Below are 24,889 nucleotides of genomic sequence, written 5' to 3' on the forward strand. Positions count from 1 at the left end.
ACTAGGCTACAAATTCTCGGCTAGAACAAAAAAGCCCAGCTAATTAGCTGGGCTGACAAGTTAGGGAGTTATCCAAAGGTTGGATTAGAACTTGTATTCAATACCAACACCTAGGTAGTCTTGGTCAACTTGATTGTCTGTATCAAACGTTGAGTAGAAACCAAATACTTTGGTGTTTTTGCTAAGCTTGTGATCAACACCTGCAGAAATAGCTGTTTTCTTGTCGCCTTCGTCAAAGTCAATTACTTGGTACTGTACTTTGAAAGTATTGCTATTCATTTGGTAAGCAGCATTTACTAAGTAACCATCAGCTTCTGCACTACCATCCACTTTTTCTTGTGTTTGGTACATAGCACCTAGTTTGAAGTCACCTAGTTTACCTTGAACTGTTGCACGAACAATGTCGTAACCTTTTACTTCGCTGTCAGCTGCAACTGATGCATAAAGTTTGCTTTCTTTAAGTTTAGCATCGCCGTAAGTTAACGCTACTGAGTAACCGTTATCAGCGTCTACATCATCTTCAGCTACATAAGTTGCTAATACTTTGAAGCCACTGAAGTCTTTAGAAGCATAAGAAATTGTGTCGCCTAAACGGTTTTCACCTTTAAATGCGTTCTTGATATCACCTTCAAGGTCATTGAATAAATCAACTTTACCTTGAGACTGCTTCATTGCTGTATCGTTACGACCGATAACAACTTGACCAAAGCTACCTTTAACACCTACGTATTGGTTACGTGCAGTGATGTTATCGTCATTGTCGCCTTTTGAATCAGCGTCTGATACGTCTACACCAAACTCAAATTTATAAACCGCTTCTAAGCCTTCAGAAATTTTTTCTGAACCTTTTAAGCCAAAACGTGAGTTATTGCTTTTAATTTCAGTGAAAGACCCTTCGCCATCATCTGATGATTGAACAGTCACGTTTGCTTTACCATATACATCTACATCAGCTAATGCAGAAAAAGATAAACCACCAAATAAAGCTAGGAATAAGCTAGACTTTGCAAATTTCATGTCGTTTCCTCAATAATCGCAACAAAAAACACATGTTGTGTTTCAATGCGCGCAGTGTGACAGCGAAAAATGACAGAAAGATGACAATTGAAACAAAAGCGTCAATTTAGCTTCATAAAATGTAATTATTTTTGAAATAAAAACGTAACCTGCTGTTRCAGCATTAATTTTTTATGAAAGCTAAATTAAATTAATTTTAAGCTTTTATTTGTAGTTCAGTTAATAAGGTCACTAACTTCTCTAATAAAGGGGTTTGCTCATTATCTCTGTGATAAGCAACAAACACATCACGCGAAGTATGCGCAACATCTTCAACATGATAAAGCTCACCAGATTCAAGCTGCTCTTCAACTAATAACTGAGGAATAAACGCGCTACCGCCGCATTTCAAAATTAAATCAAGCGCAATACGACCTGTACTGGTTCTGAAATAAGGAGGAGCGTGACCATTAAACTCACGAGCATGCCATAAAGAAAAGGTGGTACCCCAGTCGACATAAACATATTGGTTATCGAAAAAGTTTTCACTATTTGCAGTTTCAAAGGCGCTCACTGGAATAATGGGTAGCTCACAAATTCGCTGTACAACCAGTTCATCTACTTTAGGGGGATCGAACAACACCGCCAAATCTAATGTACGTTCCAATAATAAGCGAGTACTCTCTTGCTGTGCTTTAACTTCAGCAACTAACGACACACCCGGCATAGCAGAAACAATATTAGTAATACCAAACTGTAAAAATGCATCCCAAATATTAGGTGTTCCCGCTAAGCTAATTTGCTTGTGCATATTATCTGCAAGTGCCACATCAACTTTTGCGCGCTGCATACCTGTAATGATCATTTGTGCGTGTGGCAGTAGTCGCTCACCTGGCGCCGTTAACTGTATGTTGTTTCGTTGACGAATAAATAAGTTAACGCCTAAACCTTGCTCTAATTGTCGGATCCGAAAACTCACTGCAGACTGTGTAATATATAAATTTTCAGCTGCTTTACCGAAATGGCGCGTACGAACCACTTCAACAAAAGTCTTCAATAAATCGATATCCATTTTTTACCCTTACGATAAAAATAATTTGTTTAATAAAATCGACAACTTGATCCATACTCCAGCAAGAAATTAGGGCATGAGGATAAAGCCATGAGCAATGACATTTCATCACTTCGTCAGGCATTTGCAAGCCAACGTCAATTCTATGATGATCAAAATTTCCCACGCGGTTTTGGTCGTAGTGGTCACTTCACTTTGCTAGAAGCCGACATTCTCGAGCAGCATGGTGTTGTTCTAAAGGGTTTATACAACAAAACCCTAGAACCACAAAATGAATTTCAAACTCAATTTGTACAAGTTGTTACCGGTAACCTTGAAGCGACTAATCCGATTGAGCGCGCTTGGATCAAATACCTTAAGCAAACAACCTGTAAAACCAAGTTTCACACATTATTTGGGCGCTCTCGCATTGCGACCTCAACACCACAAAGTGTTGAATATTATTCTGAGTCAGACAGCCTATAACAATTTGCTTTTTTACCCTTTTAGGGTTAAAACTTGTAATAACTTTTGTTTCGCCAATAAGTTATTACAAGGCAAGCTGTGACTCGAAGAATATTAATAATTGAAGATACGCCAACCATTGCGCGGGTGCAAAAGCACATCGCGCAAAAAGTAGGCTATGAAGCCGACATAGCCGGTAGCTTAGCTGAGGCAAAAGAGCTTATTAGCAAGCACAATTACTTTTGTGCCGTAGTAGATTTTATTCTGCCTGATGCGCCAACCGGTGAAGCAGTTCCTTGCACCATCGAAGCCGACATTCCTACCATTGTAATGACAGGTAATCTTGACGAAACAACACGTAATATCGTTGAAAAACACCCCATCATTGATTACATCACCAAAGAAAATAAACAAGCCTATCAATATCTAGAAAAACAACTGGCTCGCTTGCCTCGTAATGAGCAAATATTAGTACTAGTAGTCGATGATTCAGCAGCAACGCGCCACCATATTTGCAACTTATTAACCCGTCATAAATACCAAACACTCGAAGCTGTTGATGGTGTTGATGCTTTAAAAGTACTGGCTGAAAACCCAAAAATATCGGTGATCATTACCGATAACGAAATGCCTAACATGAATGGGGATGAGCTCTGTGTCGAAATTCGCCGTTTATATTCTAACGATGAAAAAGCCGTGATTGGCATATCTGCACTCGATACTTTGCACCTTTCGACGCGCTTTTTGAAATCTGGCGCAGACGATTACCTTCGCAAGCCATTTAACAATGAAGAGTTTTATTGTCGACTTAGCCAAAACGTCGACATGCTTGAAAACATTAAAACGATTCGTTTACAAGCAAACACTGATTACCTCACAAAACTCCCTAATCGCCGCTATTTCTTTGGTGAAGCAAACAGCCATCTGAAAGCTGCAAAAGTGTCAGATACCTCAGTCTCTTTAGCCATGATTGATATTGACCACTTTAAGTCAATTAACGATAACTACGGTCATGATGCCGGCGATGACGTATTAAAGGGCCTATCGCAATGTATGGCAAAGTATTTTGAAGATAACTTAGTAGGCCGCTTTGGTGGTGAAGAGTTTGCAGTCTATTTTGCTGATCAAGACCCACAAGAATCGTTGCAACGTTTAGAGAAATTCCGCTTGTTTGTTGAAAAGCACAGCCCTGAGTTCAGTAAAAACCGAATCAAGTTTACGCTGTCGATTGGTTTTCATAATGGGCCTGTTTATAGTTTGGATGAACTAATAAAACAGGCCGATTTAAAGCTTTATCAAGCTAAAGACACTGGCCGCAACAAGCTAGTAAGCTAAGCCTACACAGGCTTAGTCACAGCCTCTAATTGCGCTTTGCGTTGCTTACGGCTCTGACGATACGAATCCCAGCTAAATAATGCCAAAGCGCTCCAAATACATGCAAATGTCACCACACGCTCAGCATCAAATACCTCACCGTAAAATGCCACGGCAAGCATAAACATTAAGCTTGGGCCAATGTACTGAAAAAAGCCAAGTGTACTGTATTGCAGACGCTTTGCTGCACCAGTAAAACATAACAGCGGTAAGGTTGTCACCACACCAGCACTAATGAGTAACACGTTAATGTGCCAATCGTTTGCAGTTAAATCAGAGCTTGCTGATGGCGCCATCAACCACCAGTAAATAAGCGCAACTGGCAATAAAATAAGTGCTTCGAGCAATAACCCTGGCAATGATTCGATTGGTAACTTTTTACGTAATAGACCATAAATAGCAAACGAACCTGCTAATGAGAAAGCAACCACAGGGAATGAACCAAAACTCACAAGCTGTAGCAACACACCACAAAGCGCTAGACCTACCGCAACGCCTTGCCACTTGCGTAATCGCTCACCTAAAAACAACATACCAAGCAACACGTTTAGTAGTGGGTTGATGTAATAACCTAAACTGGCATCGAGCATGTGATTATTGTTCACGGCCCAAATAAATAACCCCCAGTTAAAGCCAAGTAAACTTGCTGTTATTACCAACATCAAAAGTAATTTAGGTTGTCCAAGCACCACCCGAATACGCTGCCATTGATGACGAGCTGCAATAATAAGAAGTAAAAATAACACCGACCAAATAACACGGTGCATTAAGATTTCAAACGCAGAAATTTGCTGTAAAAACTTAAAGTAAATGGGCGCAAGACCCCACATAAAAAAGGCTAAACAAGCGAAAATGACGCCTTTTCGCTGCTCAATGTTGGTAGGCATAAGTTTGGCTTTATAGTTTAAAAACGCTATTTTACGCCCCCTAAGCAGTGACGCAACCAAAACACGCTAAATAAACCCATGTATTTACTTCCTAAAAGGGACTGCCATTGTTGCAAAGTAACGCCTTGATATTAAGCACCAGTGAAACGCTGAATTCTGCATCTTGAGGTCGTTTGTGTATATTGCTAAAGACATCGTTATAAAAAACCACTAAAATGCTCGGCGATGAATACCAATACCACAACGTCCAACACACCCATTCGATCACCACAAGCTGTACTCAAACAAGTGTTTGGTTACAAGGATTTTCGTGATGGCCAAGAAGCGATTATAGCCGCTGCGCTAGACGGACAAGACTCGCTTGTTCTTCTACCAACCGGTGGAGGCAAATCATTATGCTATCAAGTACCCGCTTTGATCCTCGATGGTGTGACTGTGGTTATCTCGCCGCTTATTTCCTTGATGCAAGACCAAGTTGCCCAACTAAGAGCACTCGGCGTGCAAGCGGCCTACATCAATAACAGCCTGCCTTTTGAAGAGCAACAAGCTGTCTATCAGCAATTGCACTATGGGCAAATTAAGCTGTTATATGTTGCACCAGAAAAAGTACTGCAACACGAATTTTTAGAGCGCTTGAGTCATCTAAAACTCGCACTTTTTGCAATTGATGAAGCTCACTGTGTGTCGCATTGGGGTCATGACTTTAGGCCACATTACTGTCGGCTCAACGAGTTAAAGCAACGCTTTATGCATGTGCCCATGATGGCGCTTACAGCAACGGCAGATAAAGCAACTCGTTACGATATTATTGAACAGCTTCAGCTTAACCACCCTTACGTGCACACTGGTAGCTTCGATAGACCTAACATTCGTTACACCATAGAAGAAAAATTTAAACCTATGGTACAGCTGCTTCGATATTTAAAAGAGCAGCAAAACCAGAGTGGCATTATTTACTGCACCAGCCGCAAACGGGTTGATGATGTAGCCGAAAAACTTGCTGACGCAGGATTTAATGCCGCGGCCTACCATGCAGGAATGAGTAACGAGCAACGCCAATTTGTGCAATCTGGCTTTGCCCGTGACGATATTCAAATTGTGGTTGCGACTGTTGCCTTTGGCATGGGGATAAATAAACCAAACGTACGTTTTGTGGTGCATTACGATATTCCAAAAAGCATCGAGGCTTACTACCAAGAAACCGGTCGTGCAGGTCGTGATGGCTTGGCAGCTGAAGCGATTATGTATTTTGATCCGGCAGACATAGGCCGCGTACGCCGCTTTTTTGAAGATATTGAAGACGAGCAACGTCGTCGTGTTGAAGAGCAGCGCTTTAATGCCATGGCAAGCTTCGCCGAAGCACAAACATGCCGCAGACAAATCTTGCTCAATTATTTTAGTGAATATAAACGCGAAACCTGTGGTAACTGTGATATTTGCTTAAACCCACCTACTAGCTTTGATGGCACCCTTGTCGCGCAACAAGCCTTGTCGTGTGTGTATCGTGCTGAGCAACGTTTTGGTATAGGCTATATCGTTGAGTTACTTCGCGGTGCAAACACTAGCCGCATTCGAGATAACAATCACCACCAGTTAAGCACCTATGGCATCGGTAAAGAGCACAGTGTAGAGTTTTGGCTAAGTATTTTAAGGCAGCTTATCCATCAAGGGTTATTAAGCCAAGACATTACCCAAGGTTCGTCATTACGCTTAACCGAAGCCGCCCGTGCAGTTCTTAAAAGTGAATATGCACTGCAACTTGCTGAACCTCGCTTACAAGCTAAGCACGTTTACCAAGATAAACTCGCTCAGTTTAATTACGATAAAAAGCTATTTGCGAAATTACGCGCTTTACGTAAAGAGTTGGCAGATGCCGATGATGTTCCACCTTATGTGGTATTCAATGATAAAACCCTCGCTGAAATGGCGCAGTTAATGCCAACCAACGACAGTGAGTTTTTGAAGGTGTCAGGTGTTGGTTTCACTAAGCTCAATAAGTACGGCGCACCGTTTTTAAATACCATTCGCGACTATCTTGCCACCAATTAGGACTGCTATGACTGAACTAACCTATGATGCCGAGCATGAGATTATTCTTGTAACGTCGAGTGAGCTTCCACACGATGAAGACTTTGAGCTTTGGGCAACCCTTTTCTTACACGCGCCAGCTATAACAACTGCCGACTTTGATGCCGGTGCTGATCGTCACCAATTACGCTTTCACTTTACAGATCATAGTTTTAATCTAAACTTTGAACATTACAGTGAAAGTATTTGGATCAATGCTGAAGGCATAGAAGCCAGTGCTGCATTACCACAACTTCATCAGTATTTAGTAGCGCAATTACAATAATAAGCTAGACATTTTCCCACGCTTAGTATGTAGTAGTTGCACAGGAGATACTCAACTAAGGGTGTAAATGGGATTTAAGCAGTCGCACTTTGTTGCTAGGTTAATAACACTATTACCTATCTGCATAGCAACCAATGTTCTTGCAGAGCAGTTGTTTACTGCCGATAATAATTATTGTCAAAACCAACGCACGCTTAAATCACAAGATAATAACCTTCGCCGCCAGCTCGATGCCGATAATCCACTACCCGATGCCGCTAATAACCGTAAAATAGTCTCTATTGAACTTGAACAGCTGAACGTCTTTAACACTGAGCTTGAAGAAGAAAATAACTTTTTATTCCGGTTTGCCAATCGCGCTCACATGACTACTGAGCCGAATGTAATACACAGCGTTTTATTGTTCGAAGAAGGTGATGTTTACAATCCACGTAAATTGCTAGAGTCAGAGCGATTACTGCGTAAACAAGGCTATTTATATGATGCACGTATCAACGCAAAGCTCGATTGTGATGGCAATGTACATGTAAAAGTAATTACGCGCGATCTGTGGACATTATTGCCTGAAATAAGCTTTAGCCGTAGCGGCGGTGAGAATGAGTCGAGTATCGGCTTTCGCGAGTCAAACTTTTTAGGCTGGGGTAAACGAGTGTCATTTAGCCGCACCCGTGATGCTGATCGCACTGGTTACCTATTTGTGTATGACGATCCACATATATTCTCTAGCCGTTATCAAGGACGTTTAGAATACTCAGACAACGATGACGGTAAACGTCATTACCTCGATGTCAGCTACCCGTTTTTCTCGATTGATACGCCCTACAGCTACGGTGTTACAAGTTACTCTGATCAACGCCGAGAGTCACTTTACTATCGCGGTGATGTAGTTAGTGAGTTTGAACAAAAAACCTTATTAAACCGCGCTTACTTTGGTCATTCATCACAACTTGGTAACAGTTGGACCCAGCGTATTAAGCTTGGCATCGAAAACCGCGAAGAAACCTTTAAAGAAACGCCATTTACGCGCTTTCCAATCGCTGAAGATAGAACGCTGAGTTACCCTTACGTAAGTGGCCAATGGTTTGAAGATCATTACGTTAAGGTTAGAAATTTCGATAGCATCTACCGCACAGAAGACCTGAACCTCGGTTGGAATATCCATGCTTTACTCGGCTATTCGAGTAATAATTTTAGCGATGATGCTAGCCGTACTATTTATTCGTTCTCCTTATCAAAAGCGCATTACTCTGGAGACAACCAGTTATGGCGCTTTAAAGCAGACCTTGATGGCTACTGGAATGAAGAAACCGATGATGTTGAAAACCTATTCGCTAGCACGCAGCTACAGTATTATCTCAATACCACACTAAGGCAAAGCTGGTACGCCAAAGTACGCTTACAATATGCTGAAAAACTCACTGCTGATAAACAACTCACTATTGGTGGTGAAAATGGCCTACGTGGATACCCGCTTGACTACCAAGTAGGCGACCGCAGCTTTTTAGTGACTCTAGAAAAACGCTACTACTGGGAATATGACTTACTGCAATTGTTTAAAGTCGGTGGTGCCGCATTTTATGATATTGGTAGAGCCTGGTATAACGACAAAGATAATGGTGCCAATGGTAACGTGCTACAAAATGTGGGTGTGGGCCTTCGCTTAGCGCCAAGCCGTGCCAATGCCGGTACGGTTATTCACCTAGATATTGCCGCACCTATTAACAAACAAGATGACGATATTGACTCTGTGCAATGGCTAGTAACGGTTAAAAATACCTTTTAAAGTGGTGTTATTGTTAAGCTAAAATCGAAACGTAAAATATTAACTTAGGAACCCTTTTGGACTTCGTCGAATTCTTTAACGAGCAATATCATTTAATCGTGACTGTTATCGCGGTTTTGCTCTATCCGCTACTGCGTAAGACCACCAAAAAGCTGCTGTTAAAAGCAATTAAAGGCAAGGCTGATCCGCATCGCGAATACCGTGCTGAGCTGTTGCTCAATATCATTCTTGCCATTGTTATGCTGTGCTTAGTGTTAGTTTTTTGGGGTATAGAGCTACGCGGCTTATTAGTACTTGGCTCATCAATTTTTGCCATGCTAGGTGTCGCGCTTTTTGCCGCCTGGTCTTTACTAAGTAACCTAACAGCTTTCTTGTTGATGTTTATTCAAAACGACTGCCGTGTTGGCTTTTGGGTAAGAGTAATTGACGGTGCAAACTTCTTAGAAGGCCGCATTATCGAAATGGGCTTAATGAATGTTGTACTTGAGCATGTTGATGGTCACAAAGTGATTTACCCAAACAACATCTTTGTCACCCGCCCTGTAATGGTGTTAAAGAACCCGCCAACAGCGACTAAAGTGCCAACCATAAAACGTATTTTAGGCCCAAAAAAGTAACGGCTTAAAGTTAACGAGATGCTTGCTAAAAAGGTGTTCTTTTTCTGCTTCCATAGGCGATTAATATAAAACTAAATAAAATGACTAAAGGGTGAAATAACACGATATGAGCAACACTTAGCTCTGTAAAAAAGCCGTGCGTAAGTGAAATAGCAAGCGTGAATAAGCCTGTATAAAATAGCAATATTTTCATCTTTGATCCTTTAGTCATTCTTACGACAATTAAGTAAGTAAAAAACTATAAACCTTGCACTTGCTCTAAGGTCAAGTAATAGATGGGGACAGGCAGATACAAAAAAGCCAAACATATAGTTTGGCTTTTTGAATTACAGAATAGGGTATTAGTTATTTAAATCTGCGGTTTTTAACTCGTCTTCAATATCACTTATTTCATCAATAAAGTTTTCGAGCTGTTGTTCAACTAGGCTGTTTGCATGAGCAAAGTAAGCAAGATGAAATACGGCATCCCCCTCGTTTACCAGCGGCATAGTCTGCTGACCAATGACAATACCACTTCGCGGCGCGAGTAGTTCAAGTTCAGCATCACCAAGAGGGCTGCTTATGTAAGCGAGGACCTGCCCTTTCATTACTCGCTCACCCAGTGATACTTGTGCACGAACAATACCGTCAACTTCAGCACGTATCCAACTCGTCGAGCTTGCAATAATCGGCTCTGGTAGCTTTTTAGCACGTTTGCCGCGCACCATTTTTAAATGGCGCATGACATAATCAACACCTTGCACACCTGCTGCAATGGCAATTGGGTCAAAGCGCAGCGCTTCGCCGGCTTCGTAGGTAATAACGGGTATTCCTAAATTGGCCGCTTCACTGCGTAATGAGCCATTGCGAAGTGACGCATCAATCACCGCAGGAGTACCAAACGCTTTTGCCATGGCTGCTGTTGCAGGGTCGCTCAAATTAGCGCGAATTTGCGGCAAGTTAGTTCGGTGAATTGCCCCTGTGTGTAAATCAATAATATGCGTACAATGCATTGCCACTTGAGTAAAAAACGCATTCGCCATTCGCCCAGCTAACGAGCCACGCGTTGAGCCCGGAAAACTGCGGTTCATGTCACGACGGTCTGGTAAGTAGCGTGACTTATGAATAAAACCAAACACATTCACAATCGGTACCGCAATAATAGTACCGCGCAATTGCTCAGGATCGATTTTAGCAAGCAACTGCCTAACAACCTCAACACCATTGAGCTCATCACCGTGAATTGCAGCACACACCATTAATACAGGTCCTTGCTGCACACCATTGACGACTTCAATTGGAATATTTAACGGCGAGTGGGTGTAAAGCTTGGCAGCTTCAATTGCAAATGTTTTACGTTCGCCAACACCCACCGTATCGCCTAAAATTGAAAACGGTGTATTTTTCTTAACCTTAGCCACGCACTTTTCCTTTTAATAGAGCGCTTATTTTCCTATGGGTAAAGGTTTAACCTTTACCACGAGTTGCTGTTTTCTTTGACGCCGCTGTTTTTTCAATAAACTCGACAATCATGCCTGCAATATCTTTACCGGTTGCAACTTCAATACCTTCAAGACCAGGTGATGAGTTAACCTCCATCACCAATGGACCACGTGCAGAGCGAAGTAAATCAACACCCGCAACGTTTAAGCCCATCGCTTTAGCTGCAGCAACCGCTGTTTTTCTTTCTTCTGGAGTAATACGAACCAAAGTCGCACTACCACCACGGTGTAAGTTAGAACGGAATTCACCTTCTTGCGCTTGACGCTTCATCGCGGCAATTACTTTATCGCCTAATACAAAGCAGCGAATATCAGCACCGCCCGCTTCTTTGATATACTCTTGCACCATGATGTTGGCTTTTAAGCCCATAAACGCTTCGATTACACTTTCTGCAGCTTTGCGTGTTTCCGCTAATACCACACCGATACCTTGGGTACCTTCAAGTAGCTTAATAACGACTGGCGTGCCACCCACCATGCTTAATAAATCTTTTACGTCATCTGGTTTACTTGCAAAGCCTGTCACTGGCATACCCACACCTTTACGAGAGAGTAGCTGAAGTGAACGTAACTTGTCGCGCGAGCGAGTGATCGCCACAGATTCATTGACAGGGTATACACCCATCATTTCAAACTGACGTAATACCGCACAGCCATAGAAAGTTACTGACGAACCAATACGCGGCACGATAGCGTCAAAATCCTTTAAATTTTCACCACGGTAATGGATTTCTGGCTGCTCTGAATTGATGTTCATATAACAACGAAGTGCATCAATCACTTTCACTTCGTGGCCACGCTGCTCTGCGGCTTCAATTAAGCGACGTGTTGAATACAAATTTTGGTTGCGAGATAAAATACCAAGTTTCATAAGTTAAAAACCTTAACTGATAAACTCATACACGTAGCAACGTGTGATAAGTCCTTTTCCTATAATAAATGAGATAAAGCCGGATCAACGACTATGCGATTTTCCATTGCTGTACGCCCTAACAACATTCTAAACTTCATTGTTGAACGGTTACTTAAAGTCACCCTTACAGGCCAGCTTTGGGTTCCTGCGACTAATTTTGTTTCAATAAAGTAGCGTAGCTCACGCTGACCGCTTGAACTGGTCACATACTTACGCTCAACTACTTTGGCACGACACTCTACCGTTGTTTCTACATCGTCTTGTAGAGGATGGGTAGTAAATTTCACCCATGCTTCGCCATTTTCTGAAAATTCCTCAATGTCAAAAGCATGAATACATGAAGTTCTCGCTCCGGTATCAACTTTTGCTTTGATTTTTTCTATTCCCAGTTCAGGCAGGCCAAGCCATTCTCGCCAGCCAACAATAATTTTTGCGCTCATTAATGTGCCCTCTATAAAAAAGTGTCTTATACGCTACAGAGCTAGAAACACCAACGAAATATATTTATCCACTCGATAAGTCGATTTCATTAATGTAGTCTTGACTATATTAATGTATTTACTCAACCATATAGCACTATTTGTAAAACGAGAGTTCAATATGATCAATGGGTTACTTCATGTCTTAATTTTAGACGAACAAGGCGGTGCACGTGCTATTGAAAATAGTACTGAGCTGCAAAATTGGCAACCCGAACACGGAAAACTTTGGGTGCACATGGACTACAGTCAAGCTGAAGCCGTTGACTGGCTTGAGCAAAGTAATTTATTAACTGATTACGAGCTTGAGTCCCTGATTGCTGATGAAACACGTCCGCGTTTAAGCAAAGTCACCAATGGTAATATGCTGTTTTTACGTGGGGTTAACTTAAACCCTGCGCAAAGCCCAGAAGACATGGTCTCGTTACGCTTATTTATTAACGAAAATATTGTGATCACAACCCGTAAGCGCCGTTTATTATCGGTGCAGGATGTTGTTGAATCGTTCGATGGCAGCAATGGTCCTTGCTCAATCTCTGAGTTAGTTTGCCAATTAGCGCAAAACTTAACATCGCGTATGCAAGCTGTTATCGACAGTTTAGATGACACACTCGATGGCTTTGAAGATGAAATTGATGAACCAAACAAAGGCTTTGATCATCAATCATTAGCACAAATACGCCGCCAAACAATCGCGTTAAAACGTTATTTAAGACCACAAAAAGAAGCGCTCATTACTTTGTTAAACAACAAATATAAGTGGTTAGATGAAGACGATAAAGCACGCTTAAACGAAACAACCAATATGTTGATCCGTTATTTAGAAGAGCTAGATAGCTCAATTGAACGCGCGCAAATTATTCAACAAGCAATTACTAGCCAAGTGTCTGAGCAACTAAACCAACGCATGTATGTGATGTCGGTAGTTGCAGCACTGTTTTTACCACTTGGCTTTTTAACTGGCTTACTAGGTGTAAACGTAGGCGGTATTCCAGGCACTGAAAGCCCTTACGCATTTAGCTTATTTATTATTTTCTTAGTGGTGCTAACCGTTGGGATTGGTATTTACTTTAAAAATAAGAAGTGGTTATAACGCAACAACCTTTTTAATTAAATCAAGGCGGGCGGCATGTTCGCCTTTTTTTGTTGCCAAAATCAGGTGCTCACCATCGGAGTTGAGTATTTTAAGGGTCTCTGCTTTTCCTTCTAACTGCTCACCAGATACTAAGGTAATACGTAATAAGGATTTATGCATGCACCATAATTCATATTTATCGTAGTCGCCACATGCGATAGGTTGATAAGTCATTGGCTTTTTGAGATTGCTGAAGGAATAAATCGAGCTTAGAAGATATTAAAGTGAAGAGCAAATGGCGCTCTCGGCAGGGATCGAACCTGCAACTTAGCCTCCGGAGGGCCACGTGATATCCATTTCACCACGAGAGCACATTTGTCGTCGTCAATACTGACTCGCGATATCAGCATGACAACCCGGCAATGATAATGGCATCTTGTGCTAAATGCTAGCATCGAGGCCTTTATATGCACATAAATTCAGCAATTTGCATTAAAACACTTCACTTTCGTGCAGAACCAAGGTATTAACGTATACTTAATAAAATTAATAACAAGGTGGCAGTATTGCCATGTAAGGGGAATTTGATCATGAGTTTAATGTCTACAGAGCAAGTCGCGGAGTTTTTAGGTGTAAAAGTCGAACGCGTAAAACGTCTTGCTCGCGAGCATTTACTGATCTCGAAATCACAAGATGACAAAGGTGAACCTTTGTTTGATCCAGAAGACGTAAAAAAATATAAAGAACTTGCCGAGCGAATTGGCGGTCTTTAATTTTTAGCTTTTTCTATGAAGTGGTTAAGCTGTGTTAGCAGGGGCGCCACTTTATCCATCGCACCACGTTGTTCGTACCAACAAATACATAAAAGCAAAAACAGCGCATGAAATGCCTCGAGCTTTTCAATTGATAAGTAAAACTCATGATGTTCGCACACTAACGCTTGGTAACGTTTAAGTAACACTAATTGCTGCTCGTCATTTAACGCAAAGCTCACCACCAGCGCAGCTAAGTCAAAATAAACATCGTTGCTTTTGGCATATTCAAAGTCGATTAAAAACATACCCGACTCATTCACAATGATATTTTCTTTTACTAAATCATTATGACAAAAACCCATGTCTTTAGGCGCTGAAGCAATATAAGCCAGTGACTGTTTAATTAGCTCAGCATGTTGCTGATAACGCGCTGTTTGCTGGTAGTAGTTAATTTCGTAGGCAATATCCATCGGCTCGGTTAGCACAGGGTAACGATGTAAATTAACTAAGTCGGGCAATAAGCTACTACAAAACTCACCGCTGGCAATGCTGCCTGCCACGTATTCGAAAATAGCCGTATCGGTTGCTTGTTCGAACCAAAGTGGGGCTGGGCAGCAGCTTTGCTTTGCAAAATGCGCTTGCGCCGCAAGGCCAATCGCCGGCCAATGGTCGCGATAGTGCTTAACCAAGAAATCTTGGCTTGCTGTTTTAACTAGGTAGTTATCATTGCTTAGCCCCTCAACCAGCGGACTGATTGAGGTGATAACTAAACGTGAGTTGAAGCGCGTAAAAAGCGCGTGAATTTGTTGCTCAGTTTTCATCTATAGCTGTGCAAGCGGCTTAGCCTGATGCTGCTCGTATTCTTCATACCAGGTTTTAAAGCCCCATGCGGCCATAATGGTGTAAAACACGAAAAGTACTAAGGTTGGGTAATACCCTTTTTCAAAGTATAGGTACATAGATGCTGCATCAATTACAATCCAGTACAACCAGTTTTCCAGTACTTTCTTGGCAACAAGGTAGGTTGTCACCACCGCAAAACAGGTGGTAAAGCTGTCTAAATAAGCAAAATCAGCGTGGGTGTAATTGGTCATCACAAAACCAATGGCAACTGAAGCCAGTGAGGTGGCAAGCAAAATCACCGCATGACGCTTTAACGACCATGAAATAATGGGCAGATGATCTTTATTATTCACGCCCCTGCGCCAAACCACCCAACCATATACCGCCATATACATGTAGTAAAAATTAAGTAGCGACTCCATCAACAGTGCGCCATTCCAGTACATTACGGTATAAATAAAGGTGCTCACAAACGCGGCTGGCCAACACCATAAGCTTTCTTTGATCGCTAACAGTAAATACGCCATCGATAAGGCAACGGCAATATATTCCCAATGCGACATGGCAGTAAAGCCTGAGAAGGTTTCGCTCAAAAATTCCATAACACGCGCTACTTTAGGGTTTAGTCTTCGCTAGGCGACAAGTCACCATGTAAGAATTTACAGACGAAAATAGCTTTACCAAACTCTTCATAAGAACGTTTGATTTCAGTATTAAGTACAGACATCACTAAATCATAGTCGCCAAAAATCTGAGTAGATAAGGTGTTGGTGATCACTTTAAGCCCTTCATAACTGTTTACACGGTCAATAAAACCTTTGATAAACGGAATGTAGTCTTGATGTAGTGGGTACTTACTGATCTCTACTGAAAGTTTCATTATGATTTACCGAGTCTTTGAAAAGTATTGCATTGTAACCCGCTTATACTAACAAGTCATGGCTATGGTTATTTTTTAGTGTAAAATCAGCCCCGATAAACATTGAGGATTCATTATGGCACGCCGCATCACTTACAAATTTAAAAACCAGCCTCGCGAAATCAATTTTGCAAAAGATAAATACCGCGATATGTATCATGCTATTGCTGCGGCTGAAGGCATTGATTTAACCAATTATTTAAAGATGGAACAGCAAGTCGAAATGACTTCAAAAGGCTCTGCAGCAGTACGTAACTTTCGTGACCAAGAGTTTGCACGAATGGGATTCAGTGACGTGTATTTTATTAAAGAGTAACAAAGTTACTCTTGATACTCGTAGCTTACACGTGGGGTGATATTACACAGTAACTCGTAAGGAATGGTTGTTGCGCATTGGGCAATCTCTTCAACGGGTAGCTCAGGCCCCCACATAATCACCTCATCACCAACTTTGATGTTGTCGCGGTTATCACCAATATCCACCGTGATCATATCCATCGCGACACTGCCAACAATACCATAGCGTTGTGATTTGATAACCACAGGTGTGCCCTGCTCGGCATGGCGTGGATAACCATCCCCATAGCCCATCGCAACCACCGCAAGCTTAGTCGGTTTATCGCTGTGCCAGCGTCCACCATAGCCAACACACTGATCGGCATCGACATCGCGTATAGCGATAACTCGCGTTGTTAAACGCATAACAGGCTCTAGTCCGTGCTGTTGCCCTACACCATTAAGCATTGGCGATACGCCATACAGCATCAAGCCAGGGCGCACCCACTTACCATGGCCTTTTGGCCAAGCAATAATGCCAGCAGAATTTGCAAGGCAATGCTGTTCACTTTTGCCATCTGCCAGTGAGTCAAATAAGGCAATTTGCTGAGCAGTCTTTTCATCATTGATGTCGTCGGCGCACGAAAAGTGCGTCATTAATTTAATGTCATCACGGGCATTTGGGCTTGCTTTTAACCGACTGTAGAAAGACTCAAATTGTGATGGCGCAATACCCAATCGATGCATACCCGTATTCACCTTTAACCAACACGCAATTGGTGCATCAAGGCTTGTATTTTCAAGCGTTGCGAGCTGATTTTCATCGTGAATAATGGTTTGAAAGTTATTGGCAAGCAAGATAGGTAAATCATCTTTATGAAAAAAACCTTCAAGTAATACAATCGGTTTTGTCAGCCCACCTGCTCGTAGCGCTAACGCTTCGTCTATTCGCGCAACCGCAAATGCATCCGCATCATTTAAGTATTGAGCAATTTTAACTAAGCCATGGCCATAAGCATTGGCTTTAAGCACCGCCATTACTTTGCAACCAGGCGCAAAGCGCTTCACTTGCGCTAAATTATGAGCAAGTGCTTGTAGGTTGATTTCGGCAATGGCTAAGCGCATTAGTATTCGTCGTCCATGGCTGGACCCGCGTAGTTATCAAAACGCGAGAATTGACCTTGGAAGGTTAAACGTACTTTACCGATTGGGCCGTTACGTTGTTTACCTATGATGATTTCGGCCACACCTTTTTCGGTACTGTCTTCGTTATAGACTTCATCACGGTAAATAAACATGATTAAGTCGGCATCCTGCTCGATTGAGCCTGATTCACGTAAGTCGGAGTTGATTGGGCGTTTATCGGCACGTTGCTCTAGGGTACGGTTAAGCTGCGATAGTGCAATGACCGGACATTGCAGTTCTTTTGCCAGTGCTTTTAATGAACGAGAGATTTCAGCAATCTCTAAGGTACGGTTGTCCGACAAGCTTGGCACACGCATTAACTGCAAGTAGTCGACCATGATCATACTAATACCGCCATGGTCGCGGGCAATACGACGTGCACGTGAACGCACATCTGTTGGTGTTAGGCCCGATGCATCATCAACATACATCTTACCTTTTTCCATCAACAAGCCCATGGTTGACGACAGACGCGCCCAATCGTCATCATCTAGCTGACCGGTACGAACTTTAGTTTGGTTAATACGACCTAGCGATGCCAGCATCCTCATCATGATTTGTTCTGAAGGCATCTCTAATGAGTAAATAAGTACAGGCTTATCTTGCGTCATGGCGGCGTGCTCGGCTAAGTTCATCGCAAAGGTTGTTTTACCCATCGATGGACGTGCTGCCACAATGATAAGGTCAGAAGGCTGCATACCCGCCGTCATTTTATCTAGGTCAGCATAGCCGGTACTTACACCTGTCACACCATCTTGTGGCGACTGATAAAGCTCTTCAATCTTATCAACGGTTTTTTCTAAGATACTGTGTAAGTTTTGTGGGCCTTCGGTGCTTTTACTACGCTGCTCAGCAATTTTGAATACTTTACTTTCAGCAAAATCGAGCAGGTCATGACTGGTACGCCCTTCTGGGCTAAAACCAGCTTCTGCAATTTCGTTCGCAACACCGATCATTTCACGAATAACAGCACGCTCTCGCACGATATTCGCGTAGGCATCAATGTTCGCCGCACTTGGCGTGTTCTTAGCAATTTCAGCTAGATAGGCGAAACCACCAACACTACTTAACTGATTGTTTTTCTCTAAGCTCTCAGAAATAGTGATCAAATCGATTGGATCACCGCCTTCAGCAAGACTAACCATAGCCTCAAAAATCAGCTTATGAGTTCGGGTATAAAAATCCTGCGCAACCACTAACTCAGCAACTCGGTCAAACGCTTGATTATCAAGCATTAAACCACCTAAAACAGATTGCTCAGCTTCTATTGAATGGGGAGGGACTTTTAACGTATCGACTTGCTTATCTGGTTTGGCCATAACATCACAAAACTAAAATTGAATGGCTCTATTCTATCTACTTGCTAAGGCTGTGCAAATAGTTAATACCAATCGACTTAAATATTTGGTCATTCTAGCGTGCTAAATAAAGCGCTAAATGCGTTAGAAATGTCTAAAGTAGAGTAACTACATGTCAAAATTTCTGCCTTGTTATCACTTCATTTATCTGTCGCTATTTAAGACCAACAACTTAACACGATTGGTATAAGCGGGAAGTCCTCCCGCTTTATTGTAATTGAGTGAAATATTGTAATTGAGTGAACTCTAATCGTTATTTCTGTTTACGAAGTTCAATACGTCCGCTAATGGTATCCATTTCTATATCAGCATCCCCACCGTTAATACTAAATTCTAAGTCGCTAGATGGGCCGTATTTCGCCTTCGTTGCTCTGTCATCACTCAGCTCATTAACGATTTTACCGTTAGCGTGAGCTTCAATTTCAAACTTTGCCGATACATCTGCAGGGAAGTAAAACTCTGCATCACCACTGACTGATTCAAAACGAATATTGGCATCTGCTAGTAACTTGTTGATGTGAACTTCTGCTTCACCATTTACGGTATTGATGCGCAGCTTTTTAATTGCATCAAATGCAAAGTCGATATCACCGTTTACGTTTTCAAGACGCACATCTTGTGCTTTGGTTTTTGACTTAATGTCGCCATTCACTGCAGTAAAGCGTAAAGCACCTTGCGAGTTTTTATCGTTAATTTCACCATTGACTGTTTCAAAGCGAATATCACCGTTTAAATCATGAGCATTCACATCACCATTAACCGTTTCAAAGCTCATGTTGCCGCGAATATCTTGCACTGTGATATCACCATTGACGGTATCAATCTCTGCGCCTGCTTCAAGCTCTTTAGCACTAACTGTGACATTCACCCCAGCAAATTCAAGCTCACTGCTTTTTGGCATGTAAATGGTTAAACGAGAGCCGTCACCGCTATTCCAGCCACCTAAATTTCGCGGCATTTTTACGATAAATTCAACACGGCTGCCTTCAACCTCTAAACGATAACCTTGTGCTTTATCGTCAAGCTCACCTTCGATTTTAAGTTGTGGTTTATCCCACCCTTCAATGCGTACATCACCACGTTGGTTTTCAATAAAAATGCGTTTATTGGCAGGTACATCAATTTGTTCATTAATGGTTTGTCCTGCCATTGCCATCAGTGGCAGTAATCCTAAAGTTAAGGCTAGTAATTTCATAATTGTCACTCCTAAATCGTTTGCCACTTCGGTGCATGCACCTTGTTAATTAAGTCCAGTTGTTGCTGATAAACCTGCGACAGCATTTGTAATAAAGCTGGGTTTTCAGGTTCATTCTCAAGTGCTTGCTTTATGGCACTTTCGGCTTCTTCTAACTCTTTTAGTTGTTGCTGCCAGTTATCGGTTAACGCAGGTTGATTTTGATACTGCACCAACAAACCTTGCTTTTGCTTGGTAAAATAATCGCTCATTGCCATCATGCTATTTGGCTCACCTTGGCCAACAAAAAGCTGTACGGTCAATAGTGCGGCAATACAACAAGCGGCAACTGCAGCGAGTTTATTCCAGCCATGGTTTGGCTTATCAGCTTGCTCTGGTTGCCCTGTTGCAATTGCTCGCTCAACACCGGGCCAGAGATCTTTGTCTGGGCTAATATCTTGCTTATGGTTAAGCGAGTCATTTAAAAATTGTTCAAATTCTGGCTTACTCATTTTCATACCACTCTTTTAATAACTGCCTTGCACGGTGAAATTGCGATTTACTTGAACCGACCGCCATATCAAGCATGCTTGCTATCTCTTCATGGCGATAACCTTCAATTGCATGGAGTACAAACACCATACGTGCTCGCTCAGGTAGTCTCAGTACTAATTTGTCGAGGCCGTTAAAGCCATCGCAATCTGCTGCGCTTTGCTCATCCATACCGCTTTGTTCAAAACTCACTACTTTTTGAAACCAGCTTTTATGTTTGCGAATGTAGCTAATCGCAATATTGCTGGTAACACTATGTAACCAAGTCGAAAATTGTGAGCGTCCATCAAAGTTAGCGATTTTATGCCACAACTGTACAAACACTTCTTGTGTTGCATCTTCGGCGTGCTCTTTGTCTGCAAGTAATCGCAAACAAAGGCTATAAACCCGCTTCACATGCAACTCATAAAGTGTTGCATAGGCAGCTTGATCACCACTTTTTACGCGCTCTATCAAGGCATGCTCACTTTGCTGGGCAAACGCTTGTTCTGCATCTATCAACATCCTGGATGTTGTCCTTTATGATTATTGTTGTGAATTTAGTGTATTAGACGTAAGGAGGGATTCAAAAGGTTTAAATGAAATTAATTTTTTTTGTGTAAGCTACAAATAATTGAGCTTACACAATTTTATTTGGGGCTTTGCGTTATTCGGCAGGTGATGCTTCGCTTTCTTCTTCAGTTGTTTCTGCGGTTTTGTAGCTCCAACCTAAAAATACGATGCGTGCCGAAGAAGCAGGCGTGCCGCCATTTTGTACTTGTAATAAACCTGCATCATAGTGAGCGCCACTGCCCCCTGATGCAGTAATTGTTGAGCCACGTACACTACCAAACAGCTCGCCACTGCCCGATAGCTTCACTGTTGTCAAAGGGGCATAAATAGCCGCATATAAATTCGCAGCACCACTAAATTGCACGCCATTTACACCATTAAATGATGAATAAAATGATAACGACGGATGGCCACTGGTGGTTAATCCTTCCTGCTCAGTAATGACTTTTGCGCCTGCACCAATATTTACTTTTCCGGTTAATAACACTGTTAAGCTACTGTCTTTTTTGATTGTTAAGCTGGTATCCCCTTCCATCGAAAAGTCGCCATCAATCAGTAAAATAACATCACCACCAGAAACTTCCATTTTGCCGTCACTGGTCATTTTGAGCCTATCAAGTGCAAAGATATACTCTTTACTGTTACTGCCATTAGCTTGGTTTTGCGCTTTAGAGTTAAACAAGAAAACATCGGCAAGGCTTGGCAAAATAACTTGGCTACCACCGCTACTAAAAAAGCCCTTTTCAGTATTAAGTTTAAATTGTTGCGTAGGACCAATCGAAACAGAACTATAACTGCTCACTTGGTCTGTGATGTCTGTCATTTTCTCTGGCAAAATTAACGGGTCGCAGCTGGTGTCTGGATTAGTTGGGTCATAATCAGGGGCTGTTGGGTCAGCAACAGTTATCGGCTCAACATTCGGGTTTACATTAAACTTGCTATCACTGTAGTGCACACCATCTTGTTGATTATTGTAGGTGTCTTTAAAATCGCCTGAGCCGCCATACATAATATCCAGCGCTTCGTCTTGGCTATTAGTGATGAATGTTGACCACTGCATTTTTGCATCACCATTCGCTCGCACAACCCCCGAAACAGTTCCGCCACGATGGGTATAATAACCTCGGCTATAAACATTACCGTCAACACGTAAACCACTGCCAGGAGAAATATAAACACCGGTATTTGAATGGATATTACCAATAATTGGTGATGAACCATTTAAGTAGATAACCCCGGTCGCTTTTACATCGCCCTTTATCGGTGAATGACCCGATAGCACCACATCTGAATCACCAGCAATCGTTGAAACATCACCATCATTCGACTTGGTTTCTTCGTAGGTGCCTTTGCTCGAATCATAGCTGTCGATACTACCACTACCCGACAAGTTAACCCCTTTACAGCCCACCATCGCATTAGTGAAAATAGAGCTGCCTTTCGCGCCTTGTACTGCAAAACGGGCGACTAAGCTACTTTGTGCGTCACCATCAAATCGTTGCCCTAAGCTTGCAATTTCAAGCTCACCGGCAGCATTTTGACTTAAACTGGCATTAAAAATGGCATCATCAGCGATAACACCAGAGCCCGATGCATTACTGGTTTTACTGATCAAATCTTCAACCGCTAATACACCTTCATCATTCAAGGTTTGTTGCAATAACTTAGCTTGTTCAAACACACCTTTTTCAGCCATTAAACGACTGTTTAATTTCTTTTGAAAGTTACCACTTAAGCGTTCTTGAACAACGTTTTCACGTAGCGAGCTAAGCACCACGATGCTGGCCATACTGGTTAAGATCAACACTGTAATTAAGGTGAAACCATTTTGCTTGTTATACACTGCCAGCTCCGTATGCTTTGACTAATATTGCATTAGTTAACGCAATATCAATGTTAATACCATTACCGAACTGAGCAGGTAAATCATTTGGCTTTACAGTAACGGTTACAAGCTCCCCGGCGATATCAAATGACAAAGCTTCGATTCCTGTCAGTAATCGCTCTGAGGCAGCACCATCGAGTGAACACATTAAGTTGCTACCATTTAAGCTATATACTTCAACCACCTGCGCAGTTGTTGCAGAGCCATCACAGGCAATGACACCACTTGGCTGAGTAATAGTAATCGTGCTTTTATCTGCACTGATGGTGGGTGTTAGTTGTGTTTGCTTTATGCTGCGGTTGAATACTTTACTGGTATAGCGAATCACTTCTTGAGCGTTTTCAAGCTCTTTACTTACTTCAATCGTGCTTTTTATCGCCGAGTAAGACAAGCTCACCCCAGCTAATAAAAAAGCGCCTGCTGCCAGTGCCACCATCAGTTCAACTAAGGTAAAACCCTGAGCGCCTTTATTCATGAGCATACCGCCGTTAAATCAGGGAAACTGGCATTTAGACTAATTTGATTTTCTGCATTGTCTGTCATGCGCTTATCGACCCAAGCCACATTAACTTGCATATCATCACTGTAAGTAGCTGGGATCGTCAGTTGATAATCACTCACTTGTGGCGCGAGCGAAGCTCTAAATGTCGCGTCTTGAAAAAGTGCGGTATTGGTTTTTTGAATTTCACAAATGCGCGGCCACAAACGCTCTATAGTATTTTGTCCTTGAATAAGTGACACGGTGTAATTAAAGCTATTGGTTGCATATTGTAGCGATTTTAGCTGCGCTGCCGCCAAGCCTAATAATGCGATGCCAGCGATCACCACTGAAATCATCACTTCTAATAATGAAAAGCCTGCCTGCTTATTCATGCACATCCTCGCTGTGAATTTTCTACTAACCAGTTTTGGCCACTTTTAAGCACACACATCACGTAATCTGTGGTATTTGTGTGCTCATCTTTCACTATAATTTCAGCTTGTTTATCAACTTCGCCACTGGCACTAATGGCCAATGCGACTAAGTTGACGGTAACTCCGCTTTTTGTGACCGAAAATTCTTTTAAAACTGTGTCTACCCCGCCCTCGTTGAGGGTCACTTGCCAGCTATTATTACTGACAACTAGGTTAATAGGTTTGTCGCGTTTGACTGCTTCACTGCGTGCAAATTTATAGGCGCTATTTAATTGATTTGCAGTTGTTACCACGCGATCTTGCAAAATTTGTTGGCTAAAAGACGGAAAAGCAAGGGCTGCCAAAATGCCAATAACACTCAGCACAACCATTAACTCAATTAAGGTAAACCCTGCAATTCGACGCAATTGTGTTACTCCCAGCAATCACTAAACGAAGCGCTATAACTACCATCATGTTTAACGGTTAAGTCACCACAGCGATCACTTGCTTGCGCCGAACCCGATTTAGGAGCTGCTTTTAAACTGTAGCCACGATTTTTAAAATCGCTTACAGCACCTGATACTTTATCTGTCGCTGTGTAGGTAAAGGTATAATAGTCGGTATTTTGGGTTACGAATGCATTAGGATAGCCGCCATTTCGTGAATAAATACGTTCGAGACTGGCGCTGTATTGCAGTAACTCTTGTTGAATATCAGCACGGCGACTACGTTGCATGTGCTCAGTGTAAGCAGGTAGTGCTACGCTATACAGAATCCCTAAAATAGCGATCACGATAAGAATTTCTACTAATGTAAATCCTGTTTGTTTACCCATTCCATGTGGTACTAATGCACTTTTCAACCTCAACCCCTTAATACTTTTTAACCAGCACAATATAAATGACAGCGTTGTCAGTGTCAATTTTAACCAATTTACTTTTACTCATTCGATTATACTAATAAGAACAAGAAAATTAAGAAAAAAGAACGTATGTTTTTAAAATAGGTAAGATTATAGG

Annotated in this window: 29 protein-coding genes and 1 tRNA gene; 9 read left to right on the plus strand and 21 right to left on the minus strand. The window is 42.0% G+C overall.

What is annotated here, in order from left to right; genetic code table 11:
* Positions 1-84: 84 nt before the first annotated feature.
* The gene (locus tag L1D51_RS07860; RefSeq protein ID WP_054563416.1) at positions 85-1,017 is read right to left on the minus strand and encodes a porin; all 933 of its coding nucleotides are present in this window, start codon (positions 1,015-1,017) and stop codon (positions 85-87) included.
* Between the two features lie 196 nt (positions 1,018-1,213).
* Positions 1,214-2,068, minus strand: coding sequence for a LysR family transcriptional regulator (locus L1D51_RS07865; protein ID WP_054563415.1), 855 nt, complete (start codon positions 2,066-2,068; stop codon positions 1,214-1,216).
* A gap of 90 nt (positions 2,069-2,158) precedes the next feature.
* Here L1D51_RS07865 and L1D51_RS07870 point away from each other — a divergent pair, with 90 nt between their 5' ends.
* Together L1D51_RS07870 and L1D51_RS07875 are read left to right on the plus strand one after the other, a co-directional pair.
* Positions 2,159-2,533, plus strand: coding sequence for a MaoP family protein (locus L1D51_RS07870; RefSeq protein ID WP_054563414.1), 375 nt, complete (start codon positions 2,159-2,161; stop codon positions 2,531-2,533).
* Positions 2,534-2,611: 78 nt separating this feature from the next.
* The gene (locus L1D51_RS07875) at positions 2,612-3,847 is read left to right on the plus strand and encodes a GGDEF domain-containing response regulator (protein ID WP_239963371.1); all 1,236 of its coding nucleotides are present in this window, start codon (positions 2,612-2,614) and stop codon (positions 3,845-3,847) included.
* A 2-nt stretch (positions 3,848-3,849) separates the two neighbouring features.
* On the opposite strand, the gene rarD is transcribed toward L1D51_RS07875, so the two are convergent.
* Positions 3,850-4,773: an EamA family transporter RarD gene (rarD, locus tag L1D51_RS07880; RefSeq protein ID WP_239963372.1), complete on the minus strand. Its 924-nt coding sequence runs from the start codon at positions 4,771-4,773 to the stop codon at positions 3,850-3,852.
* Between the two features lie 225 nt (positions 4,774-4,998).
* On the opposite strand from rarD, the gene recQ reads away from it, so the two are divergent.
* From recQ to L1D51_RS07900, 4 genes are all read left to right on the plus strand, one after another.
* Positions 4,999-6,822 (plus strand): DNA helicase RecQ, encoded by a 1,824-nt coding sequence (recQ, locus tag L1D51_RS07885; RefSeq protein ID WP_239963373.1) that lies wholly within the window; start codon positions 4,999-5,001, stop codon positions 6,820-6,822.
* 7 nt (positions 6,823-6,829) lie between these two features.
* Positions 6,830-7,126 carry a DUF3630 family protein gene (locus L1D51_RS07890; RefSeq protein ID WP_055021898.1) on the plus strand — a complete coding sequence of 99 codons (297 nt, stop codon included), beginning with the start codon at positions 6,830-6,832 and terminating at the stop codon, positions 7,124-7,126.
* 67 nt (positions 7,127-7,193) lie between these two features.
* Entirely contained in the window at positions 7,194-8,909 is a 1,716-nt protein-coding gene (locus L1D51_RS07895) for a BamA/TamA family outer membrane protein (RefSeq protein WP_239963374.1), read from the plus strand.
* 56 nt (positions 8,910-8,965) lie between these two features.
* Positions 8,966-9,526: a mechanosensitive ion channel domain-containing protein gene (locus L1D51_RS07900; protein WP_239963375.1), complete on the plus strand. Its 561-nt coding sequence runs from the start codon at positions 8,966-8,968 to the stop codon at positions 9,524-9,526.
* Between the two features lie 341 nt (positions 9,527-9,867).
* On the opposite strand, the gene L1D51_RS07905 is transcribed toward L1D51_RS07900, so the two are convergent.
* The 3 genes from L1D51_RS07905 to L1D51_RS07915 are packed head-to-tail and all read right to left on the minus strand — an operon-like array spanning position 9,868 to position 12,360.
* Positions 9,868-10,926 (minus strand): succinylglutamate desuccinylase/aspartoacylase family protein, encoded by a 1,059-nt coding sequence (locus L1D51_RS07905; RefSeq protein WP_054563408.1) that lies wholly within the window; start codon positions 10,924-10,926, stop codon positions 9,868-9,870.
* A 46-nt stretch (positions 10,927-10,972) separates the two neighbouring features.
* Positions 10,973-11,878: a 30S ribosomal protein S6--L-glutamate ligase gene (gene rimK / locus L1D51_RS07910; protein ID WP_054563407.1), complete on the minus strand. Its 906-nt coding sequence runs from the start codon at positions 11,876-11,878 to the stop codon at positions 10,973-10,975.
* A 59-nt stretch (positions 11,879-11,937) separates the two neighbouring features.
* Entirely contained in the window at positions 11,938-12,360 is a 423-nt protein-coding gene (locus tag L1D51_RS07915) for an ATP-dependent zinc protease family protein (RefSeq protein WP_054554208.1), read from the minus strand.
* Between the two features lie 160 nt (positions 12,361-12,520).
* Here L1D51_RS07915 and zntB point away from each other — a divergent pair, with 160 nt between their 5' ends.
* Positions 12,521-13,492 (plus strand): zinc transporter ZntB, encoded by a 972-nt coding sequence (gene zntB, locus L1D51_RS07920; protein WP_054563406.1) that lies wholly within the window; start codon positions 12,521-12,523, stop codon positions 13,490-13,492.
* Here the strand turns inward: zntB and L1D51_RS07925 are convergent.
* Both L1D51_RS07925 and L1D51_RS07930 read right to left on the minus strand, forming a co-directional pair.
* The gene (locus L1D51_RS07925; protein WP_054563405.1) at positions 13,487-13,708 is read right to left on the minus strand and encodes a Rho-binding antiterminator; all 222 of its coding nucleotides are present in this window, start codon (positions 13,706-13,708) and stop codon (positions 13,487-13,489) included. The genes zntB and L1D51_RS07925 overlap by 6 nt on opposite strands.
* Before the next feature lie 62 nt (positions 13,709-13,770).
* Positions 13,771-13,845 (minus strand) — tRNA-Arg (locus L1D51_RS07930).
* 219 nt (positions 13,846-14,064) lie between these two features.
* Here L1D51_RS07930 and L1D51_RS07935 point away from each other — a divergent pair.
* A complete protein-coding gene (locus L1D51_RS07935; protein WP_054563404.1) occupies positions 14,065-14,247 on the plus strand; it encodes a helix-turn-helix domain-containing protein in 183 nt (60 codons plus the stop codon).
* Here the strand turns inward: L1D51_RS07935 and L1D51_RS07940 are convergent.
* From L1D51_RS07940 to L1D51_RS07950, 3 genes are read right to left on the minus strand one after another with little or no spacing between them, the layout of a single operon-like run.
* A complete protein-coding gene (locus L1D51_RS07940; protein WP_239963376.1) occupies positions 14,244-15,050 on the minus strand; it encodes a phosphotransferase family protein in 807 nt (268 codons plus the stop codon). The genes L1D51_RS07935 and L1D51_RS07940 overlap by 4 nt on opposite strands.
* Entirely contained in the window at positions 15,051-15,674 is a 624-nt protein-coding gene (gene pnuC, locus L1D51_RS07945) for a nicotinamide riboside transporter PnuC (protein WP_054563402.1), read from the minus strand.
* Positions 15,675-15,694: 20 nt separating this feature from the next.
* A complete protein-coding gene (locus tag L1D51_RS07950; protein WP_054563401.1) occupies positions 15,695-15,952 on the minus strand; it encodes a YkoF family thiamine/hydroxymethylpyrimidine-binding protein in 258 nt (85 codons plus the stop codon).
* A 115-nt stretch (positions 15,953-16,067) separates the two neighbouring features.
* Between L1D51_RS07950 and L1D51_RS07955 the strand changes: the two genes are divergently transcribed.
* A complete protein-coding gene (locus L1D51_RS07955) occupies positions 16,068-16,307 on the plus strand; it encodes a DUF2960 domain-containing protein (protein ID WP_054554201.1) in 240 nt (79 codons plus the stop codon).
* A gap of 5 nt (positions 16,308-16,312) precedes the next feature.
* Here the strand turns inward: L1D51_RS07955 and alr are convergent, their stop codons facing one another.
* From alr to L1D51_RS08005, 10 genes are all read right to left on the minus strand, one after another.
* Positions 16,313-17,392 carry an alanine racemase gene (alr, locus tag L1D51_RS07960; RefSeq protein ID WP_239963377.1) on the minus strand — a complete coding sequence of 360 codons (1,080 nt, stop codon included), beginning with the start codon at positions 17,390-17,392 and terminating at the stop codon, positions 16,313-16,315.
* The gene (gene dnaB, locus L1D51_RS07965; RefSeq protein ID WP_054563398.1) at positions 17,392-18,771 is read right to left on the minus strand and encodes a replicative DNA helicase; all 1,380 of its coding nucleotides are present in this window, start codon (positions 18,769-18,771) and stop codon (positions 17,392-17,394) included. The genes alr and dnaB overlap by 1 nt, the downstream gene beginning before the upstream one ends.
* Before the next feature lie 292 nt (positions 18,772-19,063).
* Positions 19,064-20,005, minus strand: a complete 942-nt coding sequence (locus L1D51_RS07970; protein ID WP_054563397.1) for a DUF4097 family beta strand repeat-containing protein — start codon at positions 20,003-20,005, stop codon at positions 19,064-19,066.
* Between the two features lie 11 nt (positions 20,006-20,016).
* A complete protein-coding gene (locus tag L1D51_RS07975) occupies positions 20,017-20,502 on the minus strand; it encodes a hypothetical protein (RefSeq protein WP_239963378.1) in 486 nt (161 codons plus the stop codon).
* The gene (locus L1D51_RS07980; RefSeq protein WP_054554197.1) at positions 20,489-21,040 is read right to left on the minus strand and encodes an RNA polymerase sigma factor; all 552 of its coding nucleotides are present in this window, start codon (positions 21,038-21,040) and stop codon (positions 20,489-20,491) included. The genes L1D51_RS07975 and L1D51_RS07980 overlap by 14 nt, the downstream gene beginning before the upstream one ends.
* Positions 21,041-21,182: 142 nt before the next feature.
* Entirely contained in the window at positions 21,183-22,931 is a 1,749-nt protein-coding gene (locus tag L1D51_RS07985; protein WP_239963379.1) for a DUF7305 domain-containing protein, read from the minus strand.
* On the minus strand, positions 22,924-23,448 hold the full coding sequence (locus L1D51_RS07990) for a prepilin-type N-terminal cleavage/methylation domain-containing protein (RefSeq protein ID WP_235575509.1): 525 nt from the start codon (positions 23,446-23,448) through the stop codon (positions 22,924-22,926). Before L1D51_RS07990 ends, L1D51_RS07985 begins: the two co-directional genes overlap by 8 nt.
* Positions 23,445-23,846: a type IV pilus modification PilV family protein gene (locus tag L1D51_RS07995; protein WP_054563395.1), complete on the minus strand. Its 402-nt coding sequence runs from the start codon at positions 23,844-23,846 to the stop codon at positions 23,445-23,447. Before L1D51_RS07995 ends, L1D51_RS07990 begins: the two co-directional genes overlap by 4 nt.
* Positions 23,843-24,295, minus strand: coding sequence for a GspH/FimT family pseudopilin (locus L1D51_RS08000; protein ID WP_239963380.1), 453 nt, complete (start codon positions 24,293-24,295; stop codon positions 23,843-23,845). The genes L1D51_RS07995 and L1D51_RS08000 overlap by 4 nt, the downstream gene beginning before the upstream one ends.
* A 5-nt stretch (positions 24,296-24,300) precedes the next feature.
* Positions 24,301-24,732, minus strand: coding sequence for a type IV pilin protein (locus tag L1D51_RS08005; protein ID WP_306464842.1), 432 nt, complete (start codon positions 24,730-24,732; stop codon positions 24,301-24,303).
* Positions 24,733-24,889: the final 157 nt, after the last annotated feature.

Source organism: Pseudoalteromonas shioyasakiensis (assembly GCF_022398475.1).
Lineage (GTDB): Bacteria > Pseudomonadota > Gammaproteobacteria > Enterobacterales > Alteromonadaceae > Pseudoalteromonas.